The organism is Natronorubrum thiooxidans (assembly GCF_900156475.1).
GTDB lineage: Archaea > Halobacteriota > Halobacteria > Halobacteriales > Natrialbaceae > Natronorubrum > Natronorubrum thiooxidans.
The window spans coordinates 135,334-150,220 of the sequence record NZ_FTNR01000004.1; the positions used below are offsets into that span (position 1 = coordinate 135,334).

Genomic DNA, 14,887 nt, shown 5'->3' on the forward strand with positions numbered 1-14,887 from the left:
CTTAATCGTCGCTTGGGCCGACCGCAGCGTCGGGTTCCGATGTCGAACCCGTGTCGACGGCGTCGAACAGCGGGCTCTGCTCGCCGGGGACGAACGTGTTGAGCAGGAGTGCCGACAGCGCCGTCATGATAACGGGTTCGCCAAAGAACGTTTCCGCCGCGTTTGGGAGTCCTGACAGGGCTTCTGGCGTCGTTGCGACGCCGAGGCCGAGACCGAGCGAGACGGCCACGATGACCATGTTCCGACGGTCGAGTTCGGTATGCAGGACGATCAGGCGGACGCCGCTGGCGGCGACCATCCCGACCATCAGCAAGACGGCACCGCCAAAGACCGCGCTGGGGATGGTCGTCACGACGGCCCCCACCTTCGGGCTGAGACCGAGAATCGCGAGGATCACGCCGCTGATCCCGACGACGTGACGGCTCATCACACCCGTGAAGTTGACGATCCCGACGTTCTGGGAGAACGACGTAATCGGGAACGCAGCGAAGATGGACCCGATCGAACTCAGGAGGCCGTCGTTGAACAGTCCACCACGGAACTCCTCGTCGGTCGGGTTGCGGCCCTCAGCGGCCGTGACACCCGACATGTCGCCGACCGTTTCCATCGCGGAGACGAGAAAGAGGAAGGCAAAGACGACGATTGCGACCGGTTCGAACTCGAAGCCGAATCGGGTCGGCGACGGGACGGCGACCCAGGCGGCGTTGCCGACGGGCGAGAAGTCGACGAGTCCGAGCGCGACGGCGACGATGTAGCCGATACCGATGGCGGCGAGGATACTCAACAGTCGTGTGACACCCGCGGTAAACATGTTGAGTCCTACCGCGATGGCCAACACGAGCGCAGCCAGTCCGATGTGGTGGAGCGCGCCGAATTCGCCGGCTTCCTCCGCTGCAGCACCACCTGCAGCGTAATCCATACCGACCGGAATGAGATACAGGCCGATGATGACGACGACGAGACCGGTCACCAGTGGCGGGAAGAAGGGGTTGATGCGTTTGAACTGCCAGCCGATGAGTCCCTCGACTGTGAACCCGGTAACGAGGATCGCCCCGAACACCGCGGCCATCCCGTAATCGACGCCGATCGTGATCGCCGCGCCGACGAACGTGAAACTCGAGCCCATCACGATCGGCAGTCGTGCGCCGACCGGGCCGACGGTGTAGGCCTGGACGACCGTCGCCAGACCGGAAAACAGCAGCACCATCTGTACGATGTACGCCGTGTCAGCAGGGTCGAGGCCAACACCACCGGCGACGACGAACGCCACGGCCGTCGCCGGGACGATCATCACGGCGACGTGTTGGAGACCCAGTAAGATCGACTTCGGCCACGGCGGTCTGTCGTCGAGTTCGTATTCGAGTTGAATGCTCCCGTCCGTATCGTTTGCCATGCTATACGCGCCCTGTAGCGAATTGAACCACAAAAAGTCTCGTATCTATGCCTACTACGTGTCTCATCTGCTGTGAAAATATTCACATATGTGGATACTCAATCGACACTCCATTCGCGTGCCGTTGACACCACTCGCGAGCTCGAGCGGCTCACACTGCTCGCGTCTGCCCCACCAGTCGGACTGCAGGATTTAGTGGACGGTCACTTCGCCGTCTTCGACGGTGATATCGATCAGGCTCGTCGCCTCGAACTCGGTGTCGTCCAGTGCGGACGGTCCGACCTTCCGCATCACGACGGCGATATCGACGATCTCAGCACCGATATCGTCTAACGCGTTACAGATGGCTGCCAGCGTCCCACCCGTCGAGAGCATGTCGTCGACGATGACGACGCGATCCCCGTCCTCGACGTCGTTGATGTACATCTCAGACTCCGAGTAGCCCGTCTCCTGGTGCAACGAGACTTCGCCCTCGAGGCCGTATGCTCGCTTGCGGATGACGACCAGCGGAATGTCGGTTTGCAACGACAGCGCGGTCGCGAGGTGAATGCCCATCGCCTCGGGAGCGACGATCTTGTCGACGTTCAGGTCGATCGTCCGCATGACCTCGACGACGACCTCCCGCAACAGGTCGGGATCGAGTCTCGGAACGCCGTTGCTGATCGGATGCACGAGGTACTCGTAGCCGTCTTTGTCGATAATCGGTGCGTCGTCAAGCGATGCGAGGAGTCTCTCCATGGAGACGATTGGGGAAATCGAGGCAAAAACGGTTCGTTCTCGGCGTCTCACGCCTTCGACTCGAGCGTGTCCTCCCTATCAGGGAAGCGAGACGTCGTCCAGTTCGATCCGCGTCGACTCGGGAACTGACTCGCTCGAGACCGCATACGCGCCGTCCTCGGTTGCCGTCTCCGCGTCGTCGCCCGCCAGCACGATCACACCCTCCGCGAGCAACGGCGTGAGGACGCCCGCAACCACGGCTCGAGGATCCGAAAGCGGCGCGCGAACAACCACGCGGTCGCCGGCCTCGAGCCCATAGTCGTCGATCAGTTCGGCTGCGGCCTCGAGTGCCGTTTTGTGAGTGACGGTTCGATCGCCGTCGGTCAACAGCACCGTCTCTGGGTCGATGTCCAGCGGCGGAAACGAGGGGTTCTCGCTCCAGACACCGGCGTCGAAATGGTGAATGTCGGGTTCAGTCGGTTTCGCCCCGTAGCCGACTCGCTGGGCACCACGCGGAAGGTCGTAGCGTCCGGCCTCGAGGTCGTCGACCGGCGCGACGAGCGCCCGGACATCGTCTACGTCCGTGAGGTCGGTCGGTGGCTCGAACCGTGTGGTCCCCTCGAGCATCGAAGTGCCGAGAAAGGCGAGCAGCGCGAGCGGGTTCTCCCCGACGATGCCGACGGTGACGCCCTTGCGAACGCCCGAATGTCGCAGGAAGTTCCCGGCTTTCCAGGACGTCGTACACAGCCAGTGGTGGTCGAACTCGCGGCCCGTCGCATCGACGAGTGCCGTGCGATCGTCCCGGAGTTCACGCGTGAGAAGTTCGTCGACTGTCACGGCGGTCATACATCGTCCTCAGTACCCAGCCGAAAAAAGCGCGCCGACTCGAGGCCAACGGATGCCCGTCATACGACGGCGGTGTCACACGCGCGGTCGTCTGTCAGTCGTCCGCGGCCGCGGGAGCAGTGTCGGCGTGATCGATCTCGGTGCCCAGACAGTCGAGGAACTCGGCGAGCCACTCGGGGTGATCCGGCCACGCCTGTCCCGTCACCAGGTTCCCGTCGCGTGTTACCTCGCCCGTCCACTCCCCGCCCGCACCGCGGACGTCGGCCTCGAGCGCCGGATAGCCGGTACAGGTCCGTCCCTCGAGGACGTCCGCAGCGGCGAGGATCTGGACGCCATGACAGACCGCCGCGACGGGTTTCTCCGCCTCGAAGAAGTGCTGGACGATCTCGAGGACCTCGTCGTATGTTCGGAGATACTCGGGCGCGCGGCCGCCTGGGACGACCAGTGCGTCGTACTCGCTGGGGTCGACGGCGTCGAAATCGTGGTTCAACTCGAAGTTGTGCCCCGGCTTTTCGGTATAGGTCTGGTCACCCTCGAAGTCGTGGACGGCGGTCGGACAGGTGTCGCCGGCTGCTTTCTCCGGACAGACGGCGTGGACGTCGTGGCCGACCATCTCGAGTGCCTGAAACGGAACCATTACCTCGTAGTCCTCGACGTAATCGCCGGCGAGGAGCAGGATCTGTTGTGCTGTCATTGGTATCCGTCCGGTACTACGGTCGCATCAGTCATAACGTCTGTTAGGCGATACCATGACACTTACCCTGGCGGACGTGTACTGCTTGCGTGACTAATCGCGGTCGTGTGCGCGAACAGCAACGAACACGTCACGAGGTACTGACGAGGACGTCGAAGACGACCTAGAACGCCCGCTTGATCTTCTCGAAGAAGCCTTCCTTGACTTCGATCTCGTCGCCGCCGGCCTCGGCGAACGCCTCGAGAGCATCGCGCTGTTCCTCGTTTAAGCTCTCGGGGGTGACGATCTGTACCGTCACGTAGAGGTCACCCTGTCCGCGGCCGCGAAGTCTCGGCATGCCCTTGTCCTCGAGGCGGAACGTCTCTCCGCTCTGGGTCCCCTGTGGAATCTCGAGTTCGACGGAGCCGTCGAGCGTCGGCACTTCGACGGTGTCACCGAAGGTGACCTGCGGGAACGAGACGGCGAGTCGGTGTCGAAGGTCGTCGCCCTCGCGTTCGAACGTGTCGTGCTCGCGGACCGAGACGTCGATCAGCAGGTCGCCGCGACGGCCGCCCTCGGGACTGGGCGCGCCTTCGCCTTCCATCCGGAGTGTCTGGCCGTCCTGAATGCCCGGCGGGACCTCGACGGTTAGCGTGGCCTCGCTGCGAACGTAGCCCTCGCCGCGACACTCGTCGCAGGTCTCGGAGTACAGCGTTCCCTCGCCTTCACACTGTGGACACGTGGTCGTCTGCTGGACTCGCCCCAGTGGCGTCTGCTGGACCTGGGTCACCTGGCCGCGGCCCTGACACTTCGAACAGGTCTCGGCGTCCGCGTCTGCTGGATGCCCCCTCCCATCACAGACCTCACACTCCTCGGGTCGCTCGACGGTGAACTGCTTTTCGGCACCCGCAAACGCCTGCTCGAGATCGATCTCGAGTTCGGTTCGGAGGTCACGACCTTTCCGTGGTCGTCGTCGCCCGCGGCCGCCACCGCCGCCGCCGAAGACCTGCTCGAAGATGTCGCCGAGTCCGCCGCCGCCCATGCCGCCACCGCCGCCCATCCCGCCGAACGGGCCACCCCCCATCCCGCCGGCACCGGCGTCACCGGCGTCGAAGCCGTGCTTTTCGGCTTGTTCGTAGCGGTCGTGGCCCATCCGGTCGTAGGCCTGGCGCTTTTCCTCGTCGGTCAGGACCTGCTTTGCCTTCTGGATCTTCTTGAACTTCTCTTCGGCGTCAGGGTCGTCGCTGACGTCCGGATGGTACTCCGTGGCCTTCGTCCGGTACGCCTGTTTGATCTCCTCAGTCGACGCGTCGGAACTCACGCCGAGCACGTCATAGAAGTCCTCGCTCATTCGTTGTCACACCGATACTCGGTTGAACCACTTGAAACGAACGTTCCAGCACCGAACTGTTTCCGCGTCGGGTTCGACTGTGGCGAACCGCTTGCGCAAAAACGTCGATGAAAAAGGCCACTCGCAGGTCAATACATTGTCAGACGGAGTCTGACGGGCTGACGAAAACGACTCAGTCTTTGTCGTCTTCAGCTACTTCGAAAACTCACTTCGTTCGTTTTCGAAACTACGGAAGGCTCACTTCGTTCACCTTCCGAGCCGACGAAGACTCGTCCTTTCAGTCCTCGTCTTCGTCGACGTCGTCAGACTGCGTCTGACGGGCTGAAGACGACTTACTCGTCGTCTTCAACGTCTTCGAAGTCCGCATCAACGAACTCCTCGCCCTCGTCGCCTGCTGCGCCGCCTGGACCTGGGTTCGGACCGCCACCCATGCCGCCCATGCCGGCACCTGCGCCCGCCGCACCGCCCGCTGCGCCGCCAGCGCCTGCCGCACCAGCCTGTTGCTGGTAGATCTGCTTGCCGATCTCCTGAAGCTCTTTGCTCAGGCTCTCGGTCGCCTCCTCGATGGCTTCGGCGTCCGCATCGCTGTCGTCGATGGTTTCCTCGAGTTCCTCGACGGCTGCCTCGATGTCTCCACGAAGGTCGTCGTCGACCTCCTCTTCGTTCTCCTCGAGCAGCGTCTCGGCGCGCTGGATCGTCGCTTCGGCCGTGTTGCGGGCCTCAATGCGCTCGCGTTTCTGTTTGTCCTCTTCGGCGTGTTTCTCGGCTTCGGCCTGCATCTCGTCGATTTCGGCGTCGGAGAGGCCGGCACCGCCCTCGATGGTGATCTCCTCGCTTGCGCCGGTCCCCTTGTCCTCCGCACTCACGTTGACGATGCCGTTCTCGTCGATGGAGAACGTAACCTCGATCTGTGGGGTCCCAGCCGGTGCTGGCGGGATGTCGGTCAGGTGGAACTCGCCGAGCATCTCGTTTTTCTGTGCGAGTTCACGCTCGCCCTGGAAGACGCGGACTTGCACGGAGGTCTGGTTGTCCGCCGCGGTCGTGAAGATCTTCGACTCCTCGGTCGGAATCGTCGTGTTCTTCTCGATGAGTCGCTCGAAGAGGCCACCCTTGACCTCGATGCCCAGCGAGAGCGGCGTGACGTCGAGCAGGACGATGTCGTCGACCTCGCCGCCGAGGACCCCACCCTGAATCGCCGCGCCCAGCGAGACGGCCTCGTCGGGGTTGACGTTCTTCTGGGGCTCTTTGCCCGTCAACTCTTCGACCTTCTCGCCGACCTGTGGCATTCGGGTCGAGCCACCGACGAGTAGCACTTCGTCGATGTCGTCTTTGCTGTATCCGGCGTCCTCGAGTGCCTGCTCGGTCGGCTCGACGGTGCGCTCGATCAGGTCACTGGTCAGCGACTCGAACTTGGCGCGAGTCATGGACTCCTCGAGGTGGATCGGACCGTCGTCGGTCGCCGTAATAAAGGGCAGATTGATCTCGGTCTCCTTGCGCGAGGAGAGTTCGATCTTGGCCTCTTCGGCGGCGTCTTTGAGCCGCTGGAGGGCCTGCCGGTCCTCGCGGAGGTCCATGCCGTGTTCGGCTTCGAACTCCTCGGCGAGCCAGTCGATGATGGCCTCGTCCCAGTCGTCGCCACCGAGATCGTTGTCACCGTTCGTTGCGACGACTTCGTAGACACCGCCGCCGAGATCGAGAATCGAGACGTCGAAGGTGCCACCACCGAGGTCGTAGACGAGCACGGTCTGGTCGGAGTCGTCGTCGAGACCGTAGGCCATCGACGCAGCCGTCGGCTCGTTGATGATGCGCTCAACCTCGAAGCCGGCGATCTCGCCGGCGTCTTTGGTCGCCTGGCGCTGTCGGTCCGAGAAGTACGCGGGGACCGTGATGACAGCTTTCTCTACCTCATCACCGAGATACTCCTCGGCGTCGCGTTTGATCTTCTGGAGGATCATCGCCGAGATCTGCTCGGGCGTATACTCCTCGTCGTCGATCTCGACGGTGTAGTCGTCCTCGCCGATGTGGCGTTTGATCGAGGCGATCGTCTTTTCGGGGTTCTGGATCGCCTGATTCTTCGCCGGTTTGCCGACGAGTCGCTCGTCGTCGTCGGTAAACGCGACGACGGAGGGCGTCGTCCGCTCACCTTCGGCGTTGACGATGATCTCCGGGTCGCCACCTTCCATCACCGCGAACGCGCTGTTCGTCGTCCCAAGGTCAATTCCGAGAATTTTGTTGCTCGCCATCGTGGGGGGCTATTGTGCGCACTTTGTTTTAAAGCTTACTAGGGCGTATTGCGAGTCGAATAAAATACAGCGAAACAACGATAGACGCCACTCTCGAGGGGGTTAAACGGTCGAAACAGAATTCAGCAAAATCGGACCGGAGCTGTCAGACGCCGATAGACTCCGTCAGTCGGTCGTTTCGTCGGCCGCGTCCTCGTCGCCGGCTCCGCCATCGTCGCTATCGGCGGCCGTCTCCGAGTCGTTTTCGTCCACATCGCCCTCGAGTTCACCGTTCGAGACGGTCACCTGTGCGTTCTGGATGACCTTCTCGCCCATCTCGTAGCCGGGCGTAAAGACGTCGGCGATGGTCCCCTCGGGCTGGGCGCTGTCGACTTGCATCATGACTTCGTGGCGCTGTGGATCGCTCTCGGTGCCGGGCTCGGGGTCGATCTCCGAAACGTTCTCGTCCTCGAGTACTCGGTCGAACTCGCGGAGTGTCATCTCGACGCCATCACGGAGGCTGTCAGCGTCGCCGCTTTCTTCCTCCAAGGCGCGTTTCATGTTGTCGCGGACACCGAGCAATCGTTCGACGAGGTCCTCGGTGGCGCGATCTTTGATCTGCTGTTGGCGCTTTTTCGCGCGTTTCTTGTAGTTCTGGAAATCGGCCTGCTTGCGCTTGAGCCGACTCTGAAGGTCGTCGATCTCGGTGTTGGCTTCCTCGAGGTCGTCCTGTAACTCCCCGATGGTCTCGGCCTGTTCTGCGACGCGCTCGGAAAGATCCTCGAGTTCCTCGCGCTGGTCGGCGACGGTAGCGTTTACCGCCCGGGCGTCCTCGACGACGGCGGTGACCTGGTGGGCGAGGTCGTCGTCGTACTCGCTGACGCGATCCAGGAGTTCCTGGACGTCTGCGCTGGTTTCCGGGATGGCCGCCTCGGCGTTCGACGCCGCTACCGAACCGGTAGTTGTCTCCTTGTTCGACTCGCTCTCCTCGGCTGGTGAGTCCGTGCCGGGTGAGTCGGCTTCGACGGCCGATCCGTCCGGCCCACTCGCTCCAGACTCGACGTCGGCCGTCTCGCCGTCGTCGGATTGCTCCTCGGACGGGACACCCTGGGCCGTCGCGTTCGTGCCCTCGTCTTCGCTCATGTGCCAGTCAACGAACAGCGATAATAAAAGGGTTGAGGTACGGTGCGCAGGTCGGTGGTCGTCGCCGGCCACGATTCTCGAGCCCGCAGTCCGTTTCAACAGCCGACGGCATCCACTCCGCTCGAGCGGGTCGGGAGACACCAGACAGTATTTGTCACTCCCGTTCCGACCACTGGCCGTGAAGCGACCTCAGGACAACCCCGTGGGTTCGGAACCGACGACACTCCGGTACGAAGACGGCACTGTCCGAATCGACGGCCTCGAGACGGACGTGCTGGCTGCCGTTCGTGAGTCGGTTCCCGACCTCGAGGCCGACCCGCGAACCGACGGCTGGCGGGTGCCTGCCGTTCGCTACGCTTCCCTTCGCGCAGCCCTCGCTGATGGCGGTGTCCGGATCGACGACCGCGTCCTTGACCTCGAGTCGCTGCCGGCGCTCCGGTCGGCGTACGAACTCCGCGACTACCAACAGGAGGCCCTCGAGGCGTGGCTCGAGACGGATCGCTGGGCCGAGAGCAACGGCGTCGACTCGCTCACTCGAGCGCCCGGGGGCGTCCTCGAACTCCCGACCGGCAGCGGGAAGACCGTTATCGCCATCAAGGCGATCGAGCGACTCTCGGTGCCGACGCTCGTGGTCGTCCCGACGATCGACTTGCTCGAACAATGGCAACGGGAACTCGAGCGCGAGTTCGACTGCGAGATCGGGCGCTTCGGCGGCGGCGAGCAGCGCTTCGGCCCGATCACGGTCTCGACGTACGACTCGGCGTATCTGAAAGCCGATTCGGTCGGCAACCGGTTCGGACTCGTCGTCTTCGACGAGGTTCACCACCTCGGCGGCAAGGGGTATCGCGAGATCGCTCGCCTGCTCGCCGCGCCCGCTCGACTCGGGCTCACCGCGACGTTCGAACGGCCCGACGGTGCCCACGAGGTAATCGAGGACGTCGTCGGCCCGCTGGTCTCCCGCGTCGACGTCGACGAACTGGCCGGCGACCACCTCGCGTCATATGACCTCAAGCGCCTCGAGGTGGCGCTTTCGCCCGCGGAACGCGAGGAGTACGACCGCAAGCAGGACGTGTTCACGAACTACCTCGCGCGCTCGAACATCCAAATGCAAAGCGGCTCGGACTATCAGGAACTCGTCAAACGCTCGGGCAACGACCCTGAGGCCCGCGAGGCGCTGCTCGCGCGCCAGCGCGCACGCGAGATCATGCTCGGCAGCGAGGCCAAACTCGAGGCCCTCGCCGACATCCTCGACGATCACCGCGGGGAGCGGACGATCGTCTTTACGGCCCACAACGACCTCGCCTACGACGTCAGCGAGCGGTTTCTGATCCCGACGGTCACCCACCAGACCGCCGCTGGGGAGCGCCGAGAAATCTTAGAGCGGTTCCGTGCGGGAACGTACACGCGTATCGCGACCTCGAACGTCTTAGACGAGGGCGTCGACGTCCCCGATGCGTCGGTGGCAGTCGTGCTCTCGGGCAGCGGGAGCGAACGGGAGTTCATCCAGCGACTCGGGCGGATTCTTCGGCCGACTGACGACGGCACTCGAGCCGTGCTCTATGAGGTCCTCTCGGCGGAGACGGGCGAAAAACGAATCGCGGATCGTCGCCAGAGCTGACGGCCGCGAACACTCCGTCACTCGAAGGCAGGGATCACCTCGTCGCCGAACGTCTCGACGAACGCCGCCTGATTCGTGTTGACGTTGTGGACGAACACCCTGTCAACGTCGAGTTCGAAATCAACCTCGAGCCATTCGATGTGCTCTTCGGGGGCCGCCGAGATGCGAACGTTTGCTGCAACCTGTTGCTCGTCGACTGTCTCCGACAGTTCGTCGTACTGCTCGGGCGTCCAGAGCTCTTGGGTCACCGTGCCCGGAACACAGTTGGTGTGCCACTATTCGTAAGCGCCCTCGAGTGCGGCGTCATCCGTGTCGGCGTAGGAGTGTTGGGCCTTGAGGTAGACCGGCTTCTCGGGAGCCGTTTCCCGGAAGGCCTCGACGCGGGCGGCGTCGGCCTCGTGATCTGACGTCGCGATCGTGATCATGCCGTCGGCCCACTCGCCGAGCCACGCCGCCGTCTCCTCGGAGAGTGCGGCCCCGATCAGCGGCGGCGCGGTTTCGGGGCGGGAGTAGAGTTGGGCCTGCTCGACATCGATGCGGCCGTGGTGAGTCACCGCCTCGCCGTCCCACAGTCGCCGCATGATCCGGGCACACTCCTCGAGGCGGGCGTTTCGCTCGCGCTTGACCGGCCAGTCGGTGCCCGTGATGCCTTTGTTGAGCAGTTGGCCGCTGCCGACGGCGAGCCAGAACCGCTCGGGGTACATTTCGCGCAGCGTCGCCGCGCCCTGGGCGATGATCGCGGGATGGTAGCGATAGCCGTGTGCGTTGACCGTCCCAAAGGTCAGGTCGGTCGCCTCGAGTGCCGAGCCGAGCCACGACCAGACGAACCCGGATTTGCCCTGCTGTTCGCTCCAGGGATGGAAGTGGTCCGACGCAAGGGCGTGGTCGAAGCCGACGTCGTCTGCGAGCTGGGCGTACTCGAGGAGCGCACTCGGTGCGAACTGTTCGTGAGAGGCGTGGTAGCCGAGGTTGGTCACGGGACCGCCCACCCCCGATCGAAATCGCGTTCGTGATCGGTCAGCACGGTCTCAGACTCCACGAAATGAGACTTAGTCCCACGGCGTGCGTGTGCTGTCCTCGCAGTCTGCCTTCCGCTCGAGCGAGGGTGACACCGCCGTCTACGCCGTCCTGTTTCCTGCCTAACGTGAGGTATGGGCTCCGTAGCGCCGTTCTCGAGTCGGTACGTATATAGTGAAATGGCCGTGATGGATGGGCATGCTATCCGAATTGCCAGCTGGGAGTACGATCGCCATCCTGCTGATGCTCCTGGTTCCAGTCGGAACGCTCGCGCTGTACTGGCTCGATCGAACACGAAACGACGGCTACGTCTCCGTCCTCGGGAGGCAATAACGATGTCGACGCTGCAACTGACGTTCGGCGCGTACCTGCTGGTCTTGCTCGCGATCGGCCTCTACTTCTATTTCAACACCGAGACGCAGCGGCTCTCGGAGTATCTGCTCGCGGATCGTGACGTCGGAACGTGGCCGATCGCCATCTCCGAGGTGTCGTCGGTGGCAAGCGGCTGGACGTTCTTCGCATGGGTTGGTGTCGGCTTTACCACCGGCCTGAGTGGCCTCTGGTTCTCGGTGACGATGATCTTCATCATCGTTTTTATGTACCGCTACGCTGGCTCGCGGTTTCGACGGCAGTCGGAGAGCCTCGGGAGCATCACGATCGCAGATCACCTCTCGCTTGCCGTCGACGACGAACGGCTCAGTTTCTACATCCGTGCCGTTGCGACGGTGTCGATTCTCGTCTTCATGGGGGCGTACATCGGCGCCCAGATCATCGCGGTTGGCGAGGCGATGGATACCGGAATTGGGATCGATTACTTCGCCGCGGTTGCCGTCGGTGGCATCGTCGTCGGCCTCTACACCACTCTCGGTGGGTTTAATGCCTCGATCTGGACGGACGTCTTTCAGGGGATTCTCATCTTCGTCGCCGCGGTGACGCTGCCCGTGCTCATGATCATGGAAGTCGGTGGCTGGTCGGCGTTTCTCACCGAGGCCGCAGCGATCGAGGACGCAGCGTTGCTCGATCTCAACGCTGGCCTGGCCGGACAGGCGATGGTCATCGCGACGCTTGCGTGGGTGACCTTCGCGTTCGGGACGATCGGCCAGCCGCATTCGTTGATGCGCTTTCAGGCGATCCGCTCCGAGCGCCACCTGAGCGGCGCAGCCGTCATCGCCGTCGCCTTCCAGTCGCTGCGACTCACCGTCCCGCTGCTGATCGGCATCGCCGGGCGTGTCATCTACGGCTCCGTCGACGATCCAGAAAGCGTCGCGATGATGGCCATCGTCGATTTCTTCCCGGCCATCATCGCCGGTATCCTACTGGCGGCCATCATTTCCGCGATCCTCTCGACGTCGGACTCGATGCTCATCGTCGCGTCGTCGGATCTGACGCGGTTCTACGAGGCACGGATCAACCCCGAAGCGAGCGATACCGAACTCATCCTGCTCGGTCGCGGCGCGATCGGCGTGCTCTCGATCGGCGGGATCGCGCTCGCGTTCCTCCGCCCTGGAACCATCTTCGACATCATCGAGTTCGCCTATGTCGGCCTCGGCGCGACGTTCGGCCTCCCGCTGCTGTTCTTGCTGTTCTGGGAGCGAACGACCGGTGAAGCCGTCCTCGCCGGCATCGTCACCGGACTCCTCGCCTCGATCGGCAACCTCTATCTGGTCCCCGATCTGTTCCCGATCCTCGTCTGGCCGCTCTGTCTTCTCGTCATCGTCGGCGTCACGTTCGCAACCGCTGAGAACGGATCCGGCGTCGCCGACATCCCCAACCCGACCTCGAGAAGCGCCGACCCGGCCGACGACTGATTACACCCGAGTCGACATCCACAGTCGTTTCCGTGCTATCCCGGGCCGCTCAGGACGAGGCGCGTGGATTCCACTCGCCACCAAGTGCCGTTCGAATAGTTGACTCGAACGACCCATTCTCGAAGCGTGTCACACGCCCGGTTTCTTCGCTCAGCGTCGATACGACGTTCGGTCGTCGCGAGGTGTCGAGCGCGCTCATGTGACGCGACCCCATCCAGCCCTTGTACGGCGGTGCGTCAGTTCCGCCGTCGTCCAGTTCCTTGGGAATGCGGTCGGTGAACCGAACCATCTGGGTTCGATGACGCTGTCGACACCGACCACGACTGCACCGTCCCATCACAGGGCGACGTTCCGTTCGACCCCGACGAACGGGCTCCAGTCCACCTGAACGCGTCGACAGCGATCCGTCGGCAACCGGTTTCGTAATCCTATCGGCCAAACGAGTACCGGGACTTGCCCGCGCTGGCACAGCAACAGGGTCTTTTTGCCCCTCCCGCGCCGACACCCCGACATGCTGACGAAGGATCTGCTCCGTGTCTCGAGGGCCGGTGGCAGCTACCATCCCCAGTTCGCCGGCCGGGAACACCGGCCGTTGGCGGCCCGTGTCATCGGCACGTATCAGGGCCACGTCGGCGAACCGCGAGCCACCCTCGAGGACGCACTCGCCGACCTCGAGGCCGACGCGCCGGATTTTAAACTCGTCCGCGGGTTCGCCGCGCTGCTCGAGCGCGAGGCGACGTTCGAAACGGACGCCGTAGTCGAACCCGAACGCGCCCGCCGAGCCGCCTTCGAGGCTGCCGAGGCCGTCGGCGTCGTCAGCGAGGACGACCGAACGATGGCGCTCATCCGGGCCGGCGAGTCGCTGTCGTGTTCCGCGGACGCCCTCGAGCGCGCGCTGTACGCCGACCTCGAGGAGCGACAGATGCTCACCGCGTTCGACCCACGGTGGGGCCCCGACGACCTCCTCGCCCAGTACAATCTGTCGCTCGCTCAGACGACGCTGTTCGACGCGACCGAACTGCGGGTTCGCTCGAGCGATCCGAAGGCGCTGATTTCGGCGATCAAGCGCCTCCGACTGATGTACGAGATTCGCCGCCTCGAGGGCGAAAACGCGGGCGAACACACGGGGATCGCCAAACGCGAGGTGATCGTCACCGGCCCCACCCACCTCTTCCGGGCGACCCGTCGGTACGGCACCCGTTTCGCCCGACTCCTGCGAACGGTGACGAAAGCCACCGAGTGGTCGCTCGAGGCGACGATCGACGACCGCGGGACCGAGCGGACGCTGTCGCTGTCCCACGACGATCCCGTCCGCGCGCCCGACGCCGACCCCGTCGCGGACGTCTCGTTCGACAGCGGCGTCGAGGCCGACTTCGCTGGTCGGTTCTCGAACCTCGACCTCGAGTGGGACCTCGTGCGCGAACCCGAACCGCTCGCGACGGGGACGCGGGTGATGATTCCCGACTTCGCTTTTGACTACCAGCACAGCGACTTCCGCGTCTACTTCGAGATTATGGGCTTTTGGACGCCCGAGTACGTCGAGAAGAAACTCGCCCAACTGGCCGACCTCGAGGACGTCGAACTGATCGTCGCCGTCGACGAGTCACTCGGCGTCGGCGAAGAGATCGCCGCACGCGACTTCCGGGCGATTCCCTACTCCGGGACGGTTCGGCTGAAAGCCGTCGCCGACGTGCTCCGGGAGTACGAGCGCCAACTCGTCGCCCAGAGCGCGACCGCGCTGCCCAACGAACTGCAGCCAGACGACGACGTCGTCTCACTCGAGTCGCTGGCCGAGCGCCACGGCGTCAGCGAAGACGCCCTCGTGGACGTCGCGTTTCCCGACCACGAGCAGGTCGGGCGGATGCTCGTTCGGCCAGCCGTGCTCGAGACACTCGCCGACGAGATCGAGGCGGGGATGGCGCTTTCGGAGGCTGAGGCCGTCTTCGAGGACGTCGGCATCGGGGACTCGAGTGCGACCCTCGCCGAACTGGGCTATCGCGTCGAGTGGGAGGGGCTGGCCGGCGGGACGATCCGTGAGCGATAGCGATTCAACTGTTCTCGTGTCGGCACGAACGGCAGGAAAAAGCGGCACTGACGAT

General features: G+C 63.8%; 12 protein-coding genes and 1 pseudogene. 4 read left to right on the forward strand and 9 right to left on the reverse strand.

What is annotated here, in order from left to right; genetic code table 11:
• Window position 1 precedes the first annotated feature (1 nt).
• The 7 genes from BW940_RS07410 to grpE all read right to left on the reverse strand — a co-directional run bounded on the left by BW940_RS07410 (window position 2) and on the right by grpE (window position 8,345).
• Window positions 2-1,393, reverse strand: coding sequence for a uracil-xanthine permease family protein (locus BW940_RS07410; RefSeq protein ID WP_076608558.1), 1,392 nt, complete (start codon window positions 1,391-1,393; stop codon window positions 2-4).
• Window positions 1,394-1,585: 192 nt separating this feature from the next.
• Window positions 1,586-2,131, reverse strand: a complete 546-nt coding sequence (hpt, locus tag BW940_RS07415) for a hypoxanthine/guanine phosphoribosyltransferase (RefSeq protein WP_076608559.1) — start codon at window positions 2,129-2,131, stop codon at window positions 1,586-1,588.
• Between the two features lie 78 nt (window positions 2,132-2,209).
• The gene (locus tag BW940_RS07420; protein ID WP_076608560.1) at window positions 2,210-2,956 is read right to left on the reverse strand and encodes an acyl-CoA synthetase family protein; all 747 of its coding nucleotides are present in this window, start codon (window positions 2,954-2,956) and stop codon (window positions 2,210-2,212) included.
• Window positions 2,957-3,050: 94 nt separating this feature from the next.
• Window positions 3,051-3,650 (reverse strand): DJ-1/PfpI family protein, encoded by a 600-nt coding sequence (locus BW940_RS07425; RefSeq protein WP_076608561.1) that lies wholly within the window; start codon window positions 3,648-3,650, stop codon window positions 3,051-3,053.
• Between the two features lie 163 nt (window positions 3,651-3,813).
• Entirely contained in the window at window positions 3,814-4,980 is a 1,167-nt protein-coding gene (gene dnaJ, locus BW940_RS07430) for a molecular chaperone DnaJ (RefSeq protein ID WP_076608562.1), read from the reverse strand.
• Window positions 4,981-5,312: 332 nt separating this feature from the next.
• Entirely contained in the window at window positions 5,313-7,223 is a 1,911-nt protein-coding gene (dnaK, locus tag BW940_RS07435) for a molecular chaperone DnaK (RefSeq protein WP_076608563.1), read from the reverse strand.
• A 165-nt stretch (window positions 7,224-7,388) separates the two neighbouring features.
• Entirely contained in the window at window positions 7,389-8,345 is a 957-nt protein-coding gene (gene grpE, locus BW940_RS07440) for a nucleotide exchange factor GrpE (protein WP_076608564.1), read from the reverse strand.
• Window positions 8,346-8,523: 178 nt separating this feature from the next.
• Between grpE and BW940_RS07445 the strand changes: the two genes are divergently transcribed.
• A complete protein-coding gene (locus BW940_RS07445; protein WP_143823876.1) occupies window positions 8,524-9,963 on the forward strand; it encodes a DEAD/DEAH box helicase family protein in 1,440 nt (479 codons plus the stop codon).
• 17 nt (window positions 9,964-9,980) lie between these two features.
• Here the strand turns inward: BW940_RS07445 and BW940_RS07450 are convergent.
• A pseudogene (locus tag BW940_RS07450) lies at window positions 9,981-10,940 on the reverse strand (TIGR03885 family FMN-dependent LLM class oxidoreductase).
• Window positions 10,941-11,178: 238 nt separating this feature from the next.
• Here BW940_RS07450 and BW940_RS22345 point away from each other — a divergent pair.
• Both BW940_RS22345 and BW940_RS07455 read left to right on the forward strand, forming a co-directional pair.
• Window positions 11,179-11,313, forward strand: a complete 135-nt coding sequence (locus BW940_RS22345; protein WP_268875530.1) for a hypothetical protein — start codon at window positions 11,179-11,181, stop codon at window positions 11,311-11,313.
• A 2-nt stretch (window positions 11,314-11,315) separates the two neighbouring features.
• A complete protein-coding gene (locus BW940_RS07455) occupies window positions 11,316-12,788 on the forward strand; it encodes a sodium/proline symporter (protein ID WP_076608566.1) in 1,473 nt (490 codons plus the stop codon).
• A 49-nt stretch (window positions 12,789-12,837) separates the two neighbouring features.
• Here the strand turns inward: BW940_RS07455 and BW940_RS22445 are convergent, their stop codons facing one another.
• The gene (locus BW940_RS22445) at window positions 12,838-13,077 is read right to left on the reverse strand and encodes a hypothetical protein (protein WP_076608567.1); all 240 of its coding nucleotides are present in this window, start codon (window positions 13,075-13,077) and stop codon (window positions 12,838-12,840) included.
• 222 nt (window positions 13,078-13,299) lie between these two features.
• Between BW940_RS22445 and BW940_RS07465 the strand changes: the two genes are divergently transcribed.
• Window positions 13,300-14,832 carry a DUF790 family protein gene (locus BW940_RS07465; RefSeq protein WP_076608568.1) on the forward strand — a complete coding sequence of 511 codons (1,533 nt, stop codon included), beginning with the start codon at window positions 13,300-13,302 and terminating at the stop codon, window positions 14,830-14,832.
• Window positions 14,833-14,887 lie beyond the last annotated feature (55 nt).

What these genes read in the sequence shown, in the direction of transcription:
- BW940_RS07410 (WP_076608558.1), bottom strand. Translation starts at nt 1,393, where the DNA reads ATGGCAAACGATACGGACGGGAGCATTCAACTCGAATACGAACTCGAC.
- hpt (WP_076608559.1), bottom strand. Translation starts at nt 2,131, where the DNA reads ATGGAGAGACTCCTCGCATCGCTTGACGACGCACCGATTATCGACAAA.
- BW940_RS07420 (WP_076608560.1), bottom strand. Translation starts at nt 2,956, where the DNA reads ATGACCGCCGTGACAGTCGACGAACTTCTCACGCGTGAACTCCGGGAC.
- BW940_RS07425 (WP_076608561.1), bottom strand. Translation starts at nt 3,650, where the DNA reads ATGACAGCACAACAGATCCTGCTCCTCGCCGGCGATTACGTCGAGGAC.
- dnaJ (WP_076608562.1), bottom strand. Translation starts at nt 4,980, where the DNA reads ATGAGCGAGGACTTCTATGACGTGCTCGGCGTGAGTTCCGACGCGTCG.
- dnaK (WP_076608563.1), bottom strand. Translation starts at nt 7,223, where the DNA reads ATGGCGAGCAACAAAATTCTCGGAATTGACCTTGGGACGACGAACAGC.
- grpE (WP_076608564.1), bottom strand. Translation starts at nt 8,345, where the DNA reads ATGAGCGAAGACGAGGGCACGAACGCGACGGCCCAGGGTGTCCCGTCC.
- BW940_RS22345 (WP_268875530.1), top strand. Translation starts at nt 11,179, where the DNA reads ATGCTATCCGAATTGCCAGCTGGGAGTACGATCGCCATCCTGCTGATG.
- BW940_RS07455 (WP_076608566.1), top strand. Translation starts at nt 11,316, where the DNA reads ATGTCGACGCTGCAACTGACGTTCGGCGCGTACCTGCTGGTCTTGCTC.
- BW940_RS22445 (WP_076608567.1), bottom strand. Translation starts at nt 13,077, where the DNA reads ATGGTTCGGTTCACCGACCGCATTCCCAAGGAACTGGACGACGGCGGA.
- BW940_RS07465 (WP_076608568.1), top strand. Translation starts at nt 13,300, where the DNA reads ATGCTGACGAAGGATCTGCTCCGTGTCTCGAGGGCCGGTGGCAGCTAC.